Annotated in this window: 14 protein-coding genes; 8 read left to right on the top strand and 6 right to left on the bottom strand. The window is 38.7% G+C overall.

What is annotated here, in order from left to right; genetic code table 11:
• Positions 1 to 159: 159 nt before the first annotated feature.
• From BacF7301_RS07525 to rhaB, 6 genes are all read right to left on the bottom strand, one after another.
• Entirely contained in the window at positions 160 to 1,059 is a 900-nt protein-coding gene (locus tag BacF7301_RS07525; protein ID WP_167961664.1) for an AraC family transcriptional regulator, read from the bottom strand.
• 141 nt (positions 1,060 to 1,200) lie between these two features.
• Positions 1,201 to 2,355, bottom strand: a complete 1,155-nt coding sequence (fucO, locus tag BacF7301_RS07520) for a lactaldehyde reductase (RefSeq protein ID WP_167961662.1) — start codon at positions 2,353 to 2,355, stop codon at positions 1,201 to 1,203.
• 97 nt (positions 2,356 to 2,452) lie between these two features.
• Positions 2,453 to 3,262 carry a rhamnulose-1-phosphate aldolase gene (rhaD, locus tag BacF7301_RS07515; protein ID WP_167961660.1) on the bottom strand — a complete coding sequence of 270 codons (810 nt, stop codon included), beginning with the start codon at positions 3,260 to 3,262 and terminating at the stop codon, positions 2,453 to 2,455.
• A 102-nt stretch (positions 3,263 to 3,364) separates the two neighbouring features.
• Positions 3,365 to 4,384, bottom strand: coding sequence for an L-rhamnose/proton symporter RhaT (gene rhaT, locus BacF7301_RS07510; RefSeq protein WP_167961658.1), 1,020 nt, complete (start codon positions 4,382 to 4,384; stop codon positions 3,365 to 3,367).
• A gap of 3 nt (positions 4,385 to 4,387) precedes the next feature.
• On the bottom strand, positions 4,388 to 5,644 hold the full coding sequence (locus tag BacF7301_RS07505; protein WP_008018351.1) for an L-rhamnose isomerase: 1,257 nt from the start codon (positions 5,642 to 5,644) through the stop codon (positions 4,388 to 4,390).
• A 46-nt stretch (positions 5,645 to 5,690) separates the two neighbouring features.
• Positions 5,691 to 7,148: a rhamnulokinase gene (gene rhaB / locus BacF7301_RS07500; RefSeq protein WP_167961656.1), complete on the bottom strand. Its 1,458-nt coding sequence runs from the start codon at positions 7,146 to 7,148 to the stop codon at positions 5,691 to 5,693.
• Positions 7,149 to 7,727: 579 nt separating this feature from the next.
• Between rhaB and BacF7301_RS07495 the strand changes: the two genes are divergently transcribed.
• The 8 genes from BacF7301_RS07495 to BacF7301_RS07460 all read left to right on the top strand — a co-directional run bounded on the left by BacF7301_RS07495 (position 7,728) and on the right by BacF7301_RS07460 (position 19,495).
• Entirely contained in the window at positions 7,728 to 9,638 is a 1,911-nt protein-coding gene (locus BacF7301_RS07495) for a hypothetical protein (RefSeq protein ID WP_167961654.1), read from the top strand.
• Between the two features lie 133 nt (positions 9,639 to 9,771).
• The gene (locus tag BacF7301_RS07490) at positions 9,772 to 10,152 is read left to right on the top strand and encodes a DUF3244 domain-containing protein (RefSeq protein WP_167961652.1); all 381 of its coding nucleotides are present in this window, start codon (positions 9,772 to 9,774) and stop codon (positions 10,150 to 10,152) included.
• 179 nt (positions 10,153 to 10,331) lie between these two features.
• Positions 10,332 to 12,248: a transglutaminase-like domain-containing protein gene (locus BacF7301_RS07485; RefSeq protein WP_167961650.1), complete on the top strand. Its 1,917-nt coding sequence runs from the start codon at positions 10,332 to 10,334 to the stop codon at positions 12,246 to 12,248.
• 26 nt (positions 12,249 to 12,274) lie between these two features.
• The gene (locus BacF7301_RS07480) at positions 12,275 to 13,675 is read left to right on the top strand and encodes a radical SAM/SPASM domain-containing protein (RefSeq protein ID WP_167961648.1); all 1,401 of its coding nucleotides are present in this window, start codon (positions 12,275 to 12,277) and stop codon (positions 13,673 to 13,675) included.
• On the top strand, positions 13,672 to 13,887 hold the full coding sequence (locus tag BacF7301_RS07475; RefSeq protein WP_167961646.1) for a hypothetical protein: 216 nt from the start codon (positions 13,672 to 13,674) through the stop codon (positions 13,885 to 13,887). The genes BacF7301_RS07480 and BacF7301_RS07475 overlap by 4 nt, the downstream gene beginning before the upstream one ends.
• 123 nt (positions 13,888 to 14,010) lie before the next feature.
• Positions 14,011 to 16,308 carry a TonB-dependent receptor gene (locus BacF7301_RS07470; protein ID WP_167961644.1) on the top strand — a complete coding sequence of 766 codons (2,298 nt, stop codon included), beginning with the start codon at positions 14,011 to 14,013 and terminating at the stop codon, positions 16,306 to 16,308.
• A gap of 3 nt (positions 16,309 to 16,311) precedes the next feature.
• Complete coding sequence (locus BacF7301_RS07465) at positions 16,312 to 17,514, top strand: M50 family metallopeptidase (RefSeq protein ID WP_167961642.1); 1,203 nt, start codon at positions 16,312 to 16,314, stop codon at positions 17,512 to 17,514.
• On the top strand, positions 17,498 to 19,495 hold the full coding sequence (locus BacF7301_RS07460; RefSeq protein WP_167961640.1) for an O-antigen ligase family protein: 1,998 nt from the start codon (positions 17,498 to 17,500) through the stop codon (positions 19,493 to 19,495). The genes BacF7301_RS07465 and BacF7301_RS07460 overlap by 17 nt, the downstream gene beginning before the upstream one ends.
• The last annotated feature ends 43 nt before the right edge of the window (positions 19,496 to 19,538 follow it).

The following is a 19,538-nucleotide window of genomic DNA, read 5'->3' as shown; positions in this document are numbered from 1 at the left end:
TCCATTTAATCTGTTACACGCTGCCAAATATAATGGAATAAAAGATTCAAAGCAACCAAAATAAATATATTTTTTAATATTGGTCTATAACCCTTTAATGCTATCCAAATCCTCTGTTTCATATTTTATCCCCTACTAAGGCGACTCTCAAACGCTATTTTATTCCTCCCTTCCAAACGAACGATACTCCAACGGAGTAAGTCCTGTCCGCTTCTTAAAGAAAGAAAAGAAATATTCGGTAGACTGAAAACCAAGGAAAAAAGAAATCTCTTTCACCGATTGAGAAGTACCCACCAGCATTTGCTTGGCCTTACGGAGTTTCAATTCCTGGAAATATTTAGCGGGAGCATAACCCGTATATTCTTTAAAGACACGGCGGAACCATGAATAACTGATATTGAGCCGCATCGCCAGTTCTTCCGGGTCTACATTACCGGATACATTCTCGTTCATTATAATCTTTGCCTGCTCTATCTTCTGGTCGACGTCACTCATTTCAAAAACCTTATTTTTAGAGACAGAGAGAATCATGCCAATCATGTGAAGCACAATACCGGATAGATATTGCTGTGCCGAAATCTTGTCCGCCTCGGCTACTGCAAGGGCACGGGAAAACAATGAAACCAGCTCTTCATTGATACCCACCTCTAATATCTGCTGTTCAGGTGATAAAAAAGAAGTATCCACAATGGCATCTATTGCCGGCCCCTCAAAACCGATATAATACTCCGTCCAGCCTGTCTGCCGCAACGGACGATAAGTATGCCACTGACCGGGAAACAATACCATCAGCCTGCCTTTACAAACCTGTTTTTCGGAAGTGGAATCGGATGAAAACAAACCGCGACCCTTGGTGATATAAACCAACTGGTATTCACGGAGTACCCGTCCTTTTTCCGCATTGAAGAAGTAACCGGAAGGATGCTCTTTCAACGGGTAAGGCGAATCGGGCGGGATAGACTGATAGCCGACAGTATTGACCCATAAACCGAACTTACGGTCCATGTCATTTACAATCAGATATTTGAATTCAAGTCCTAAGCTATTGTCCTCAGTCATATCAACGTGTTTTCATGCAATTGGATTGGACAAAAATAGGAATTATTTTCAGAAAACACACGCTAAGAAACAAAAAACATCCGGAGCGTACCTTCAGGCAGCCCCGGATGTCTATTTAAAATAAATCTAATAGAATCAGATTTAGAAAGCTTTATGATACAGAGCCTCGATGTCTTCTACCGAAGTAGGACGAGGATTACCACCCGTACAAACATCATTGAAAGCTGCTACTGCCAATGCAGGAATATCTTCTTCCTTCACATTGATTTCATGCAGTTTCTGAGGGATACCGATGCTGAGAGAAAGGGCTTTTACAGCTTCAATAGCCGCCTTCACACCTTCCGCCTCACTCATTTCGGCAGTGTCTACGCCCATCGCTTTCGCAATATTGATATACTTAGGAGCAGCCGGAGATTCAGCGTTATATTCCATCACGTAAGGCAACAGCAAAGCATTTGCCACACCGTGAGGAGTATCATAGAAAGCACCCAGCGGGTGAGCCATCGAGTGAACGATTCCCAAACCGACGTTAGAGAATCCCATTCCGGCAATGTATTGTGCCTGAGACATGGCTTCGCGGGCAACTACATCTTTGCCGTTATCCACAGCCGCTTTCAAGTTCTGTGCAATCATTTCGATAGCTTTCAGTTCGAACATATCGCTCATAGCCCAGGCACCCGGAGTAATATAACTTTCGATAGCGTGCGTCAAAGCGTCCATACCCGTAGCGGCGGTCAGCCCTTTCGGCATAGAATACATCAGTTCGGGGTCTACGATAGCCACGGCAGGAATATCGTTCGGGTCTACGCAAACCATCTTTTTACGTGCGTCCTCGTCAATAATCACGTAATTGATAGTCACTTCGGCAGCCGTTCCGGCAGTAGTAGGCAATGCGAAGGTAGGCACGGCCTTGTGTTTGGTATCCGCTACACCTTCCAGAGATTTCACGTCAGCAAAATCCGGGTTGTTCACAACGATACCGATACCTTTGGCTGTATCAATAGAAGAACCGCCACCCAAAGCAACGATAAAATCAGCACCGGAAGCCTTGTAGGCAGCCACACCGTTTTGTACATTGGCGATAGTAGGATTGGCTTTTACATCACTGTAAAGTTCGTAAGGAATTTTATTTTCATCAAAGACTTTAATGATTTCGGCAGCCACACCAAACTTGATAAGGTCCTTATCCGTTACAAAAAAGGCTTTCTTAAAGCCACGTCTTGCTGCTTCCACAGCAATTACACTCCGGCATCCGGCACCGAAATAAGAAGTCTCATTTAAAATAATGCGATTCATGGTTGTGTTATTTGTTTAAAGGGTTAACCGCAACATCTCCCATGACAGAAAATATTGCGGTTGCTAAAGTAGATAAATTCAACGACTAGTACAAATATTATTTAGGAAGATTGAAAGCAACTGACATTTCTTTCATCTGCTCCTGGCTCATGCCATCCGGTTCGAAGCCCATATTCTTGGCTGCGATATAGATTAAAGCGGATTTATTCAACACATCAATCTGGTCGAATGCCTGCATCACGTCACAGTCTACTGCGAATACGCCGTGTTTCTCCCACATCACGACATCATAGTCCTGCAATTCCTTGATAGTAGCTTCCGCCAGTTCTACCGAACTAGGCAATTTATAAGGAATGATACCCAGACCACGCGGGCAGAATGCCTTTGTTTCGGGAATCATGCTCCACAATAGATTGGTAGCCACATCTTTTTCCAGGAATTTCGGGCAATGCGTCATAGCAATCAACTCAATCGGGTGAGTATGCACGGATGCTTTATAAGGAGAGTTCTTACTCAACAGGTCATTATGTACGCTCAGGTGAGACGGCAATTCCGATGTCGGAGCCACCGCTTCATCAGCAATAATTACGTAGCTGGCACAGTCATCCAAAATTCGGATTACCGAACCATTCTCCATCGGCCAGCGGGCTAAATCACGCATACGTTTGTTGGTTCCCTTGCAGTAAAAGTAGCATCCTTTCAGGTAAGGCAATGTGACACCAATCTGTTTTACTTCGCTAATCGGCTGCATCTGACGGATTTCATCGTCTACAAACTCTGTGATATTAACAGTGATATTACCACCGTTACGTTCAGCCCATCCTTTCTGCCACAAGTATCCGGCAACTTCCGCTACCTTGTTTACTTCCCTGGCCAGTGCCGGACGATTTTCTAAAATTGATTTCATTATAATATGTATTTTAATTAGGCACGGATTACACGGATTACACGGATTTTGTCGCAATTTATAAAAAAACTGCGTAATCCGTGTAATCCGTGCCTGAAATTTTTAAAACAAATTCGGGAACACCAGCGAGAAAATCAACACTACCAATCCGCAGATTAGTACAGTGATAGTCTTGGTAGATACTCCCTTCCATTCTTTCAGGATAATTCCCCAAACATTACTGAAGGTCACATTCAATGCCATCAGGATACACCAGGAGAAAGCCAGCAATACGGGACTTTCCGTAAGGAAGCTCTTGCCCATTTCCAGTCCGAAGAACTGCATATACCACAGTACGCCTGCCAATGCGCAGAACACCAGATTATTGCCCCATACTTTTCCTTTAGCATAGTCACCCATAGACTTATTAGCCACATTCTGTTGCAGACAGTACACTGCATTCGTCAGGAATCCACCGAACGTAACCAGGAAGATAACAGGAAGACCTGCATAAAGTCCTTCAACGCCACCTGCCAAAGCTGCTTCCTTGATAGGCGTTCCGGCATCCAGTCCTAAAGCGAAACAGGCGCTCATCACACCCGCCAACAATGCTACAAGCAAACCTTTTGTTAAAGCAAAGTCTTTCACGGCAGCACGCTTTTCCTCTTCACTCATGTTTTGCGCACGCAGGCTGCCGGCATAACCGATAACGGCAATACCTGCCAGCGTAATGCAAACACCCAATAGAAGAATCAGTCCGTTGCCTGCCAACAAATTCGTTCCTGCGAAAAGAGCCGGAAGAAGTGTTCCGAAACCGGCACAAGTACCCAGTGAGATACTCTGTCCCAGCGCAACACCCAGATAGCGCATGGAAAGCCCGAAGGTCAAACCGCCTACTCCCCACAATACACCATAAAAGATGCTCATTCCAGCACCACCCGCTCCCCACAAGTCGAGCAGACTGCCCCCTTGGGGTACACCCAGCAGTGAACCCAGAAACGGGAACACTAACCAGGCAAATACACCTTGTATCAACCAGAAGCTTTCCCAGCTCCATTCCTTTACCTTTTTAATAGGTACATAGGAACTGGACTGGCAAAAGCTACCGATGGCTATAATCAACAAGCCGATTAAAATCTCCATAACTTATCGTTTAGAAGTTACTTCGGCTTCGTACTTTTCGATTTCCGCAATGAAATCTTCGCCTACCGGAACATTGTTCTTCAAGCAGAACATATCCCATACAGCATTCCAAGGAAGCGCTTTTTCTTCTTCGAGCAGAGCCAGACGCTGGAATCCCTGTCCGTTGGCTTCGTATTCACGCAATTTGGCAATCGGTTCAAGCAGGGCGCGAGTCATACATTTCTGTGCGGCACGGCTACCGATTACGTAAGCGCCGATACGGTTGATAGAAGCGTCGAAATAGTCAAGACCATAGTGTACGCGGTCTAATGCGCCACAACGAACGATTTCGCTGAACAGTTCCATAGTCGGATCGTCCATGATAGTAACGTGGTCGGAATCCCAACGAACCGGACGGCTTACGTGCAACATCAGTTCGGGAACATAAAGCAACAGTGAAGATACTTTGTCAGCCACACTTTCCGTCGGGTGGAAGTGACCGGTATCCAGCGTAATCATCTTGTTGCGTGAAGCGCCATAACCGATATAGAAGTCATTAGAACCTACCGTGTAGCTTTCCAGACCGATACCGAACACTTTAGATTCGATACAGTCCTTCATATTCTTATATTCGGTAGCGAAAATCTGGTCCAGAGAATCTTTCAACAATGCACGATATTTCATGCGGTTCACTGTGATATCTTTGCTTCCGTCGTGTACCCAAAGATTCATGATACACGGGTCGCCCTGTGCCTTACCCATTTCTTCGGCAACTGCACGGCAACGTTTTGTATGCTCAATCCAGAACTGGCGGATACCTTCGTCCGGATTAGAAAGAGACAAATCACCTGACTTCGGATGCGAGAAAGAAGTGGAGTTGAAATCAAGTTTCATGTTATGCTCTTTACCCCATTCTATCCAGCTCTTGAAATGCTCCGGTTCTACCTGGTCACGGTCTACTACTTTGCCCTGGAAATCACCATAGATTTCATGCAGATTCAGACGGTGAGTACCCGGGATATAAGAAGCGGCTTTCAAGATGTCGGCACGCAGTTCGTCGATGTTGCGGGCTTTGCCCGGATAGTTGCCGGTAGCCTGGATACCGCCAGTCAATGAGCCGGCCTGCACTTCGAATCCTGCTACGTCGTCAGCCTGCCAGCAGTGGAGTGACAGATGAAAATCCTGCATAGTCTTCAATACTTGTTCGGTGTCCACACCTACTGCTGCATAACGTTCCACAGCAATCTCATACGCTTTCTGAATCAGTTCTTCTTTTTTCATGATATTCTATTGTTTAAAATGATTATTCTGTCGGTTAATTTATTAATTATCGGATACAGTTTTTAAAGTGGATATAAGCCGCGTCCCACGCTTCCGTATCTTGTGGCTGATACGTTTTCAACGGGATGGAACTGTTTATCAACCGGCGCATACCTGCCACATCCGTCGCTTCACCTGCCGCCATTGCCTGAATCATCACATTACCGATAGCGGTAGCTTCGGACGGTCCCGCAACCACCGGAATACCGATAGCATTGGCAGTAAACTGGTTCAGCAAATCGTTCCGGCTGCCACCGCCAATCACGTGCAAGGTATCAATCGGACGGGGAGAAAGTGAACGCAAGTTCTCCAATACTTGACGGTAACGCAAAGCCAGACTCTCGAAGATACAGCGCACCACCTGCCCGCGCTGTCCGGGAACAGGCTGTCCGGTAGCATGACAATATTCTGCAATAGCCTTTTCCATATCCGCAGGATTCGCGAAGCAGTCATCATCGGGATTAATCAAGCTGCGGAACGGCTCGCAAGCATCTGCCTCGCTGATAAGTTCGGGATAACTTGTATCCCCCCAATTCAAGCGACAGCGTTCCAGCAACCACATTCCGCAGATATTCTTCAGCAGGCGGATAGTTCCTTCCACACCGCCTTCATTGGTAAAGTTCAGTGCTTCCGTTTCGGCATTGATTACCGGAGCATCCGTTTCAACGCCCATCAGTGACCATGTCCCACTGCTCAGGTAAGCAAAGTTACGGTCTAATGCCGGAACGGCAGCAACGGCAGAACCCGTATCATGTCCGGCTACGGCAATCACAGGGATAGCTCCCAGTCCGGTAATCTTCTGTACTTCTTCTGTCAGTACTCCTACCTTTTCACCCGGGAATACAAAACGCCCGAAGTTCTTTTCGCTCAATCCGACTGCTTTCAGCAATTCCGGTTCGAGACTGCGGGTTTGTGCATTCACCAGTTGGGCTGTCGAAGCAATCGTATATTCCGTCACCATTTCCCCGGTCAGCATATAACTCAATGCATCCGGCATAAACAGAATCTTATCTGCTGCCGCCAACGCACTGTCATTATTACGGCGTAAAGTATCCAACTGGAAAAGTGAATTAAAATTCATTATCTGAATACCCGTCTTACCATATACTTCACTACGCGAAATGCGGGAGAAAAGAGCTTCCGGCGCTCCTACCGTATGCGGGTCACGATACGCATAAGGCTGACGAAGCAGGTTTCCGTCCTTTCCGACGCATACAAAATCCACTCCCCATGTGTCAATACCGATAGAAGCGATAGATTCACCACGGTGAGCCACCAGCTTCAAGCCGTCAATGATATGACGGTATAATGCATAAATATCCCAATAGAAATGACCACCGACTTCAATCAGATGATTAGGGAAACGGTTAATCTCTTCGAGGTTTAATCCGCCTTCAATGAAAGTTCCCAAGATTGTACGGCCGCTCGTTGCGCCCAGGTCGACTGCAAAAAAGTTTTGTTTCATGGTATTCTGTCTATATATTTAAGGTATCCATTTACCTACATTGCAAAGATAGGCGATTCCCGCCTCGTGTTCCTTACGCATTTTGATTGAAAGGATATACATTTTGACACAAAACAGAAAAAGGATTCTTCAAGCACAGCTTCCGTAAAGCTATTTCGCAATTTGTTTCAACCCCGTTTGAAACTAAAAGTTTCACACCGAGAAACAAAGCGTTTCAAGCAGTGAAACGAAGTGTTTCACACCGAGAAACGAACAGTTTCACTAGGAGATACAAATATTGAAACTAATCGCTGACAGGTGATAAGGCGAAAAAGTCAATAGTCCAGTCTGCAAACCCTTTGTTCATCGAAGATACAGAGAAAAGATAAAAGGAGAGATAGAAATATGAAAAAGAAATAGCCAGCGGAAAGTCTTATTCGGTTCTATAACAATTTTGTACTGTTCTACCAAAGAGCTAATTCCTTTCAGTGCAAAACAAACGAAAAACTTCTCCCAACAAGTGTTTTAAATAAACATAAATTAGCAACGATAAGATAAGCAATGTAGAATCCACAATTGTACTATATATAAAGCCGAATTATGAAAAGCATCAAGCACCAAACAAAAGAACATAACAGACTAATATATTACCTCTGTTTATTTAATCTGATATTCGTAACCTTTGCCTGCCAACAAAAAGGAAGTGGAGATTTACTTTTATCTACTGCAGATTCATTGATGTCCACCCGTCCGGACAGCGCATTGTATCTACTGGAGAATATCTGCCTGTCAGAGATAAAAACACCTGCCCAAAATGCTAAATATGCCTTATTACTAACCCAAGCACAAGACAAAAACTACATTACACCAACCACAGATTCTTTAATTCGTATAGCCACCGAGTATTATGATTCGATAGATAATGATATAGCAATGCAGGCAAAAGCCCATTATTATCTCGGAAGAGTGTATCAGGAATCTAGAAATAATCCTGCCACCATACGCGAATTTCTCAGAGCAATGCCATTAGTGAAACAAGCCAAAGACCATAAACTATTGTGTATGCTATATGGAAACCTTGGGTATGTATACTTCCAACAAGATCTACTGGACAAAGCGGACTCTCTTTATGTATGCGAAGAAGAACTTCTTAAACAAGAGGCTGACTCTGCCCATTTAGCAACGTTACTTGCACAACGAGCGGATATATGTATTATGAAAGGAGCAGCATTTCATGGCAAAGCCGAAGAGTTACTAAACCGCGCCCTACCCATTGCTGAAAAACTAAATAATCCACATGTAAAGATAGAAGTTCTTAGCTCCCTAAGAATTCTTTATAACGAAATGGGAGAACCGGAAAAGGCTATTTCATATATCAGACGTGAACTAATGCTGCAAAAAGACACCGCTCAACTATATGGTATATACCTAAGTCTAGGTGATGCTTATAGCAGAAGCAATCAAAAAGATTCGGCTGTTTACTATGCTTACAAAAGCCTATTTTCTCCCAGTTTTTACACTAAAGCTGGTGCTTGCATCATACTAGAAGATGTAGCGCGGAAAAAAGGAGACTTTACCGAAGCATTGCATTTCAAAGATAACTATGAAGCATATATGGATAGTACAAAACACATTGAACGTACAAAGGAAATTTTAGTAGTTGAGGAAGTAACCCTTCTTCAACAGAGTGAACAAAAACACAGGAGTAACCTATCATTATACTTGTATTACATCTACGCCGGGAGTAGTTTCATAGTAATACTCATTGTTCTTTTTGTATACAAACGAATCAAATATCGTCAGAAAGCACAACAACTAAAACTGAAACAGGAGTCTCTATTACAAACTATCTCCACACAATCCATCCAAATGAGAAAAGATATGGAGAATAAAGATGCAGAAATAGCGGAGTTAAAACAAAAATGTAGTGAGTATAATGAAGATAAACAATATTTAGATCAACTGAATAGCTGTCTCAATGAATTATTAAAAGAAAAAGACAAGATATACACAGATATAAAAAAAGCTATTGCAGATAAAGAGAAAGAAATAGAACAACTTATGAAACAAATACAATTACCAGATGACGCGAAATATAATATCCATTTAACAGAGCAACTGACTAACATCAAAAAAGAAAAAAGTTACTTGTTCGACAGTTTATTAACAAGTCAGTCTGTCGCCTACAAGACCTTATTAACCATAAAACAACACAATTATGAAAATCCGGATGCAAACGAAAAAGTACCGAATGAAATATGGGAAACATTGATTTCGGAAATAGACCAATTAACACATGGGTTTATCAGTCGATTGACGGGGAAGCATGAACGACTATTGAAAGAAGATGTCTATTTCTGCTGTTTGGTTAAAATTGGCATGAAATATGCAGATATTGCGAATGTATTTGGCTGCACGTCCAATGCTGCATACAAAAGAAGAGATGCTATTATGAAGAGGATGAATGTAGAGACGCCTGTAAAATTTGATATTCTGATAGAAGAGATTTAGATGTAATGTATTGATTTTCAAGAAACATCAAATTGTTAATTAAACTTTAACAAAATACTACACAAACCAAATCAGCTCTAAGCCCTATGTTTGCAACATCAAAAATGAAAAACCGAATTTATATTTTACAGACATGAAAAAAGAACTACTTATTTTCGTACTATGCAGCATGCTATTTACACAATTACCGGGTTTTGCCAATAGTGGGATTGATACTTATTCAACACGCCAAACTGTTATAATACGTGGCTCAGAACAACATTCTGCACAACGTAACCTATTTCCGGCACAAGTATTTCTCATGGGTCATTTATTAACGGCCGAGTCATTAGACTTCGAATCCGATTTTAAAATAACCATAACGAATATGTCAACAGGTGAAGTAGTGTATGAGCAAACTTATAATGCTAGTACTAAGTACACAACTATTGATTTAGGTACAGAAGAAACGGGAGAATACAAAATAGAATTGTCGTCAGCAAACTGGCAATTATATGGAGATTTTAGTTTATGAAAACATTACATAACTCATCATATACTAAGAGATTGCCATCTAAGTTTAATTGTACATTTTAGAGCTATTGATAATACATTATTTCATTGGCTCAAGCGTAATAATTGGCATTAGTAAAAATACTATCAATAAAAGATATTTATTTGACATTACAACAAATTCAAATAATGTTAACCTATATGAGACACAGTCATATATTATTAATTATTCTTTATCTCTTTTCGACATCTTGTTCTTCGAGAGATACTAAAAAATTGGCACTTGCATTAGAAAAAGCCAAAGAGAATACAAGTGAACTCTTAAAAGTAATAGAATATTACAAATGCGATTCTGATACATTAAAGTATGCTGCTGCATTATTTTTAATAGAAAATATGTCTTATCACTATGGAGGATATAGCAAAAATATTTCTTTAATTGAGTTAGCTAAAAAAGAATTTGTAATTAATGGAACTGTTCGTTCAGAAATCTTAGATAGCATAAATAGAAATGTCAATTTTGAACAAGTTGCAGATGCAGAATGTATTAAAGCAGACTTTTTAATACATAATATAGATCATGCTTTCGATGCTTGGCGTAAAAGACCATGGGGTAAGTATTATTCTTTTTCAGAATTTTGTGAATATTTACTGCCATATCGGGTTGATAATGAGCCATTGGAAGATTGGAGAGAAATATATGCTGAACGTTATGGTTATCTTTTAGATTCGGTTTACACGGGTTCTGATATCGTAGAAGCAGCAACTACAATTTGTCAGCGCTTACGTGAAGAAGGTTTCCATCATACACATATATTTAACAATATAACTGTTTGTGCATCTCCCTCTTTTCTTCTCGATTATCGCACAGGTGGATGTACAGAAGAAAGTAATTTTACTATCCATGTATTACGTTCTTTAGGTATTCCTGTCCAAAACGATTTCTATGCTTATTCACCGGAAACTTATAGTTCTCATAGTTGGTGTGTATTGTTAGATACAAACAAACAAAATATACCCTTTTGTTATATGGAATATTATCCAATAAGAAATAAAATGAGAACAGACGAACGAAAAAAATGTAAGATTTATAGGAAAACGTTCCAAATACAGGATGATATATTAGCCTCTTGGACTGATGTGACAATTCCTCCTACATTGAAGAAAATTTTTCAGAAAGATGTCTCAAATGAGTACTTTCAAAGCAGATTAAGTCTGCCAGTGAAAGATATAAATAAAAGGTATTATTTAGGAACATTTAATAAAGAACGGATAATTCCTATTTGTAAAGGAGAAATACATGAAGATAGTGTTTCTTTTGGAGCAGTTGAGGATCGTAACATTTATCTACTACTATCTGGAATATCCGAAAAGTTAGAATTAGAGTCTGAACCTTTTGTTTTCATTGATGGCCAACTCCATTATCTTAAAGCAGATTTAAGCAAAATAAAGACTGAAACACTTTACCGCAAATTTCCTCTTTTTAGTTGGAATCAGGAACGAATGTATCGAATTGTTAAAGCACAATTCTACGGAGGAAATCATCGGAATAGGATTAACAAGAAATTATATGAAGTATGTGACACGCCTTATGTATGCTTTAATACATATCCTATGGATACCTTATATCAAAAGAACAGGTATCTTAAATATATAGCTCGAAATGATGTTTTACTTGAATTAGCAGAGTTACATTTTTTTAATGATCGGGAAGAATTAATACCACAAAACATTATTTCAGGAGAATCATATAATAACAAAGATCCAGAAATGCAATTGAAAAATTGCTTTGATAATGATCCACTTACATACTTTTTATCAAAGAACAAAGGCGATTCAATAATTTTCGATTTCGGCAAAGAGGTTAATATCACATATGCGATCTGCGTACCGCGAAATGACGATAACTTTATCCGCATAGGAGATGAATATGAGTTATTCTATTTTGATAAAAGAAAAGGATGGATTTCTTTATTAAGAAAAGTAGCGAATAAAAATACGATAGAATGCAAAGTGCCTGATAATGCTCTTTTGATGCTAAGAGACTGGACACGAGGTAAAGAAGAACAAGTATTCTTTTTTTCTAACCATAAACAGATGTATATCTGTAATATTTAAATGTAAAACTTATTAGAATAAAAAAAATGGAAAAGTTGAGATTATCATATTACACAATTCCAGTCAAGTTAGAAATTGAAGATGATAAATATCTGTTAACTCATGGCTATACTGGTGCTATTGATATTTTAGATAAAGACATTTGGAAGGAAATAGAAGATTTTTCCAAAACAAGTTCATTACCAGAACAAACTATAGCATATTTACAGAAAAGAGGATATCTAACAACGCATACTCAAGAAGAGGAAATTGAGTATGTAAAGAAATTAGCACAACTTCTACATAAAACTCAAAGTAAATTGTACAAAACATTTGGATTCATTATTAGCTATGACTGTAACTTCAGATGTTCTTATTGCTTTGAGAATGGAATATCTAATCATGGGAATCAATGGTCTAAATGGACATTTACAAAAGAGATGGTAGATAAAGCCTATAAAATCATGATGAAAATTGAGCCTAGAAAAGAATTACATTATAAAAATATACTTCTTTATGGGGGTGAACCTTTCTTGCGCCAAAACAAAGAAGTAATAGAATATATTGTTCTGAAAGGTCATCAATTAGGATATACATTCAAAGTAATCAGCAATGGATATGACATTGACTATTTTGAGAACATCCTATCTCCGGAATATTTTACTTTCTTCCAAATTACACTTGATGGGGATAAAGAAAATCATAATTCTCGTAGATTTCATTATGAAGAAGGAGCCAGTTTTGATAAAATAGTTAATAACATTGGTATCTTATTAAGAAAAAATATTGATGTATCGGTAAGAGTTAATACAGATAGTAACAATTTTCAAGATTTCAAATCGCTAAATGAATTATTTAAAAAACTGGGATTCACATCAAATCCTCATTTCAAAACATACTCTTCCATATTAAGAAAATATAATGAGAATGATAACTGCGATGTTGATATCAATTATTTATCAATGGATACATTTAATAAGCAACATCAAAAGACATACAATGGAGAAATATATTATCAAGACTTTGGCATTTATAGACATTATCTATCATATTTAGAAAATGGTTCTCGTTGCCGTTTATATTCTGCTAGTTGTTCTGCTCAATATGGAAGCTATCTTCTAGATCCCGTAGGAGATATATTTACATGCCTTGAAACAGTCGGAAAACCAGACCAAGTTATTGGGCATTACACAAACGAAGAACCTGAATGGACAGAAGTACGTAAGCATTGGTTTGAAAGAAATACCGGAAATGCTCTTAATTGTCAATCTTGTAAATATGCACTATTATGTGGAGGAGGATGTTTAGCTCGTTCTGTTCATACAAAAGATGGTTTTAAGGCATCTGCTTGTTTCAAATTTAAATCTGTATATCCTCTGTCTGTAAACAGAGCATATTCAGCATATAAACAATCACTATTATTAACCACTAATTCAAAAATCAAATGAAAGAATTAAAGAAAAATGCAGTGGCTGGCATTCAGCCTGTTAATGAAGAACTGTGCGACGAGATGTTCGTTCATGAACTGGAAAAACGTTTGGAAACTGATCCATTATTAGCTAATGGATTATTAGACTTGGTCACAACAGTGGATGCTTCGTCAGGAGATGTTGACCTCCTTTGTTGGAAATGTGATGTCGAATCCACCAATTGGGGCTAGGCTATTGGAAATGAATATATCTTAAAAAGATACATTCATCCAAGACGATAGAGAATGCTCCTCAATGGAGAATTCTCTATTTTACAGTTAATTTGATTCCTATGATACAATAAATTGAGATATATGAAATATACCGTCGTTTTTCTTGTTTATTTATTGACCATTTTTCTATTTCCACAAATTCTTTGTGCCCAATGCAGCATTGCTGGTAAAGTAACAGATTTGGAAGGTCAATCATTATCATATATTTCAGTACAACTATTCCGTGTCGATTCAAGCTTTGTGACCGGTACAACCACTGACACATTAGGCTATTATCAATTTACAAAGGTTTCCCCTTCACCTTATTTTATAGTTTTTTCCTCAATGGGATATAAAAAGCAAATAGTTAACGCCAATACAACAGAGAAGAAAAACGAACTACCACCAGTGATAATGGAAACAGATAACATAGAGTTGAACGAAGTGGTGGTAAAAGGAGCTTCTGTTATCCGGCAAAAGGATAGGCTACTCATTTTGCCTGACAAGCAACAGGTAAAACAAGCAGGTACAGGGTATGATTTATTATATAATTTGATGATTCCTGGAATGGAAGTGGACAGGATAAAGGGAAAAGTAAAAACATTTGGTGGGGAAGCCACTTTATATATCGATGGGAGGAAAGCTGATTATCGAGAAGTGCAGAGTTTAAGACCACGAGATATAGAGAAAGTAGAGTATTTCGACACACCATCAGGGAGGTATGCCGACGATGTTGCTGCGATCAATTATATTACCCGTCAGTACAAGTCAGGGGGATACGTGGCAATTGATGGACGGCAAGCTATGGGATACCTCAATGGAGACTATAACATAGTGAGCAAACTGTCACATGGTAACATGAATTATACGCTTTTTGCGGGATATAGCATGAACAAATATAAGGGGGATGTAAATGATAATCACGAATATTTTATCTTTCCTAAATATGCTGTAGATAGAAAAACTAATACACTGGATAATAAGGTTAAGAGCGACAACCAATATGTACAGTTAAACATAGCTAACCAGAATAAAAAACGTAATTTATTAGCGAAAATATCATTCGTGCGTAATGATGCACCAGACAACTTTAGCCGGGAATTACTTGAGTATGGTGGCGGACACACAATGAACAAAGAGTCGAGCAAAACAACTAATCAGTCCGGCAATATGCCTACTATAGATTTATATGGATATTTTAACTTGAAAAACAATCAGTATATTGAGTCGTCATTGGCAGGTACCTATGCTAATAATTCTTATTCTTACAATTACCTGGAAGATAAATATACCACTTTAACTCATACAAAAGAAGATATCTATACAGTTCGAGCAGAAATTAAGTATGGGATACGATGGAAAGAACGCAATGCTTTATCTCTCCGAATAGGGCACTATCATACCATTAGTTCTTCCCATTATGATGGAAACAATTCATCTTGGCAGCATTTATGGACAGGACAAACCTTGTTTTATGCAGAATACAATCGAATGTTTAAAAAGAATCTAACATTCAGTGTATCCCCCGGATTATCGTCACTGCAATATCGCTTACATAACGAGAAGCGTATTAGCCAAATCTCACCACGCTTGAAAACAAATTTAACTTATCGAATCTCCAGCCTACATCAAATCGTTTTCAATGGAGTTTTAGGTAACACACAACCTCAAATTTCCCAATTAAGTAATGCTGTACAAGAAATTGATTCATTAATCATTAAAAGAGGAAATCCTAACTTGGATAATACTATTTTTGGAGAGGTCAACTTCAACTATAGCGGACAGTTTAAAAACTTCAATCTATATGCGGCACTTCATTACGAAAGAGTTGAACATGTTAATACTGATGAGTTTTTTATTAAAGACGGTAGACTCATAAACACCTTTCGTAGTGATGTAAGTGCCCATCATCACGAAGGCATGCTATCCGCCACATGGAAAGTGTCGGGAAATTTTCGTTTAAAAATGGACGGATATTGGTCAATTACTTCTCTCTTTAAAGGGATTTCCGACAAATCGAGCAGTCTTTCCGGATTGATTCAAATGGACTATTACTGGAAAAATTTATCATGCAGTCTTTATGGCAAAACAAGTTCGAAAAGTTTTAGTGCAGATTTGATCCATAGATATGAACCGGCTAAATACGGATTAACGGCACGCTGGAGTTGTGGAAACTGGTTGGTGGAAGCAGGAGCGGAAAGCCCTTTTACCAAACACCGCCAGTGGAAACAATCAGTGACATTAGATGCTTACAATTACACAAATTATGTGACAGGGCGCATATATCAACAGACAGGCTTTCTAAAAGTGATTTATACACATAATTTCGGAAAGAAAACCGCACGAGACGACAATAACATAAACAGAAAGATTAACAGTGCCATCCTAAAAGCTTATTAAAAGATGAATAAATACAACACTATCAGCATTTCTCCGTTCTCTTCTTCCACAGAAAAGGAGCATTATCTACTTTCTTGCAACGGGAGATATTTTGAGGTTAACCAGCCATTAGCAGAATTATTAACTGACCTACAACAGAATGAGACTCAAGAAGCAGCTATACAAACTTATATTAATAAGAAAGAGGGAAAATATACCTTTGAACAGACAGAAAGTCTCATTAAAAAGCATATTGACCCTCTTCTTACAATTCCAAAAGAGAAAAAATGTACATTCCTTTACGAAAAGGAACTTCTAACAGCCGCCACAGTTGAGCGTTTTTCAAAAAGATTTTCTTTTCTATTCAATAGGAAATTTATGTGGAGCTTGCTATCTATAGCAACAGTTATGGACATATTCTTTTTTATCAATGTTCCCGACTTATTAGTTTTCAATAACAGAGCAAATGCTTTTGGTATGGCAGGACTGCTGATATTTATGTTAGTATCTTCATTCTTTCACGAATTAGGACATGCCTCAGCTTGTAAATATTGTGGGGTAAAACACGGAAGTATCGGTTTTGGGCTCTACTTAAATTTTCCCGTCCTATATACAGATGTAACGGAAATATGGAAATTAAATAGAAAGCAACGATTTATGGTAAATATCGCAGGGGTCTATTTCCAATGTTTCTTTCTTATAGTTTTACTGGTCGGTTTCTGGATGACCGGTGACGATATGCTGCGATATATGATATTAATTCTCAATTTAGGCTTTTTGATGACTCTCAATCCGTTCTTTAAATTCGATGGTTACTGGATTGTATCCGACCTCCTAGGAGTGCCAAGTTTACGTAAACGTTCTATTGAAATAATCAAATATTACTGGAATCGAATTATGAGACGCCGCATCCAACAAATGCCCTATTTATTGCGGATAGGTCTCGCGGAGAGATGGGGACTGGCGATATACGCGGCGATAGTGAATTTCTTCATGGGATACTATTTCATATACATTATTCCACGTTTCCTATATAATTTTCTGCTTTCATTTCCAGGAGAGATGCAGGAACTCATTCTCTATTTGTCTAATAACCTAACACCTCCTTTTGCTTTAATGCGCAACATCGGAATGCAACTGTTATTCCTCGCACTATTGGGATACCTATTTACGAAAATGATTCGTAGTCTGAAAAAACAGAATAGCAAGAATGGAGAACAAGCTTAATACCAGTTTTTATGTGGCTACAATATTGCTACTGGCAGTGTTGACAATAGAGATATTCCAATTCAAAGACCATTACCGGATTGGAATGCTATTGTCAATTGTAGCTCTAGCATTTGTCCGCCCGCTTCCTATCCAGCAATGGACATTTATAGACTGGACGTTGAGTATCATAGTAGCCTATGATTTAGTATTATGCTTTTATGCCAGTTGTGCTGTACCAGCTGTGTACAACATGATATTTTCATTCTATGGATTCACCGTTTACTTGATTGTGAGGAAGCTTTTGGCTGCCGGCAAATCTCTGAATCTATTTCAGGTAGGAAGTTATTTACCTATTGGGGCAGCTCTGATACTGACTGTCTGTTCGTTTATTATATTCCGCAATTCCGTATTAGAGGCAGGCTTCACAGACACCTATCATTTTCGTTTTTTATTCCGCCCATTAGGATATGTAACCAATGTATGGGCAGAAATACTATTAGTGCTTTTAGGGTGGATTTGTCTTATACGCCGCTATTCCAGTATATTCATATTTCTAACAATAGTAACGATTTTGCTCTCTTTCTCCAGAGGGGCTTATGTTGCGCTAGGCATTTACTTGGTGATATGGATCGCTGCAACTAAAAGTGCCAAGCACTGGAAACCGCTGCTCGCCGTTTTTGCAGCCATTGCTATAATAGCTATACTTTTCCCTACCGAAATGAAAACTACCCTGCGCATGAATGCCACTGTTTCACAACAACGGAGTAGCGAATGGAGAATAAATTCGACTTATGCCGCTTGGGAGATTTTTGAGAAGCATCCCATTCTCGGATATGGAAACGGAAGCTATACCCTTGTTATAGATGAATCACTAAATCAAGACAGTACTGTTCCTTTTACAACTTTTGCACCAAACATTATTATCAAATTACTAATTGAAAAGGGCATCATTGGAATAATACCTTATCTACTGTTGCTAGTAGAGATAATCGGAATTGCATTAAGCCGTAGAAAAGATGAAAATACTTGGATAATCATTGCTACTTTAATCGCATTGTCGACCAAAGAAATGGCACAATCAACAATGTTCGACATTCCTTTTGTATGGCTTATGTTTTTTATATTGTTAGCTTTTCTACAAAGACAAGCGCCCGAACCAGAAATTTGTGAGCTGGCAAAAGATAGAAAATCATATTTAATACCAGGGTTGTTATTAACCGTTTATGGAGGTGGAATCTTATTCATCAACCTCGACTCGCAACGATATAATATTCCAGGAAATAGAATTCCTTATTTAGTGAATCAGGGAATGGAATGTGCTAAAAACTACCAAGAGATAAAACAGGATATTTATGCAGAGAAAGCAATATCTTTTTTGAAAAAAGCTCAAAAATATAGCCCGAGAGATGTTCAACTCACTTATTTATTGTCTCAGTTGTATTTGCAAACAGATAAAATGGATCAAGGATATTGCCTTTTAGAAAACCTAGCATACGATTATCCCAATAATTCTCTTTACTCTTGGGCATTTGGAAATGTATGTTACCAAAAAGGGTTATTAAAGAAATCTATTAATCCTCTTGTAAAAGCAATTTTTAACAATCCTCGTTTATTAACAATGCAGCAAGTTAAGGAATGGAAAAATAATGATTCAGCATTTTATCATGAGTTAAAAAAAGAAATCTACAGATATTCTACTCAACACTTACAAAGTCCATCAGATTTGGCACGATATGGATATATAATGCATTGGTTTGGAGATTATGCATCAGCAACAAAGGCTTTAAGAAAAGCGGTAGAAGCTTTGCCAAGTCTAACAACATCCTGGCGTTTGCTGGGAGAAGAAAAGAAATATCGGTTATTAAAATTTGGAGCTTTAAAAAAAGACATATTTTCAACCGATGCCATTAAAGAGCCAGAAATAACAAACCAACTATTGCTTGATATGGTTTATAAGACGAAATTTTATAAATGGTACGGGGTAGAGTTTGAATACTAAAAATAATCGAATCTGAAAACTTTATGGGAGTTAGTTGCTTCAC

The sequence above is a fragment of the Bacteroides faecium genome (assembly GCF_012113595.1).
Lineage (GTDB): Bacteria > Bacteroidota > Bacteroidia > Bacteroidales > Bacteroidaceae > Bacteroides > Bacteroides faecium.
This window is presented reverse-complemented; position numbering and strand designations above follow the sequence as displayed.

Bases quoted from the DNA above. Each gene is read 5' to 3' on its own strand.
- BacF7301_RS07495 (WP_167961654.1), top strand. From the start codon at position 7,728: ATGAAAAGCATCAAGCACCAAACAAAAGAACATAACAGACTAATATAT.
- rhaT (WP_167961658.1), bottom strand. From the start codon at position 4,384: ATGGAGATTTTAATCGGCTTGTTGATTATAGCCATCGGTAGCTTTTGC.
- BacF7301_RS07465 (WP_167961642.1), top strand. From the start codon at position 16,312: ATGAATAAATACAACACTATCAGCATTTCTCCGTTCTCTTCTTCCACA.
- BacF7301_RS07475 (WP_167961646.1), top strand. From the start codon at position 13,672: ATGAAAGAATTAAAGAAAAATGCAGTGGCTGGCATTCAGCCTGTTAAT.
- fucO (WP_167961662.1), bottom strand. From the start codon at position 2,355: ATGAATCGCATTATTTTAAATGAGACTTCTTATTTCGGTGCCGGATGC.
- BacF7301_RS07470 (WP_167961644.1), top strand. From the start codon at position 14,011: ATGAAATATACCGTCGTTTTTCTTGTTTATTTATTGACCATTTTTCTA.
- BacF7301_RS07525 (WP_167961664.1), bottom strand. From the start codon at position 1,059: ATGACTGAGGACAATAGCTTAGGACTTGAATTCAAATATCTGATTGTA.
- BacF7301_RS07480 (WP_167961648.1), top strand. From the start codon at position 12,275: ATGGAAAAGTTGAGATTATCATATTACACAATTCCAGTCAAGTTAGAA.
- rhaD (WP_167961660.1), bottom strand. From the start codon at position 3,262: ATGAAATCAATTTTAGAAAATCGTCCGGCACTGGCCAGGGAAGTAAAC.
- BacF7301_RS07485 (WP_167961650.1), top strand. From the start codon at position 10,332: ATGAGACACAGTCATATATTATTAATTATTCTTTATCTCTTTTCGACA.
- BacF7301_RS07460 (WP_167961640.1), top strand. From the start codon at position 17,498: ATGGAGAACAAGCTTAATACCAGTTTTTATGTGGCTACAATATTGCTA.
- rhaB (WP_167961656.1), bottom strand. From the start codon at position 7,148: ATGAAACAAAACTTTTTTGCAGTCGACCTGGGCGCAACGAGCGGCCGT.
- BacF7301_RS07490 (WP_167961652.1), top strand. From the start codon at position 9,772: ATGAAAAAAGAACTACTTATTTTCGTACTATGCAGCATGCTATTTACA.
- BacF7301_RS07505 (WP_008018351.1), bottom strand. From the start codon at position 5,644: ATGAAAAAAGAAGAACTGATTCAGAAAGCGTATGAGATTGCTGTGGAA.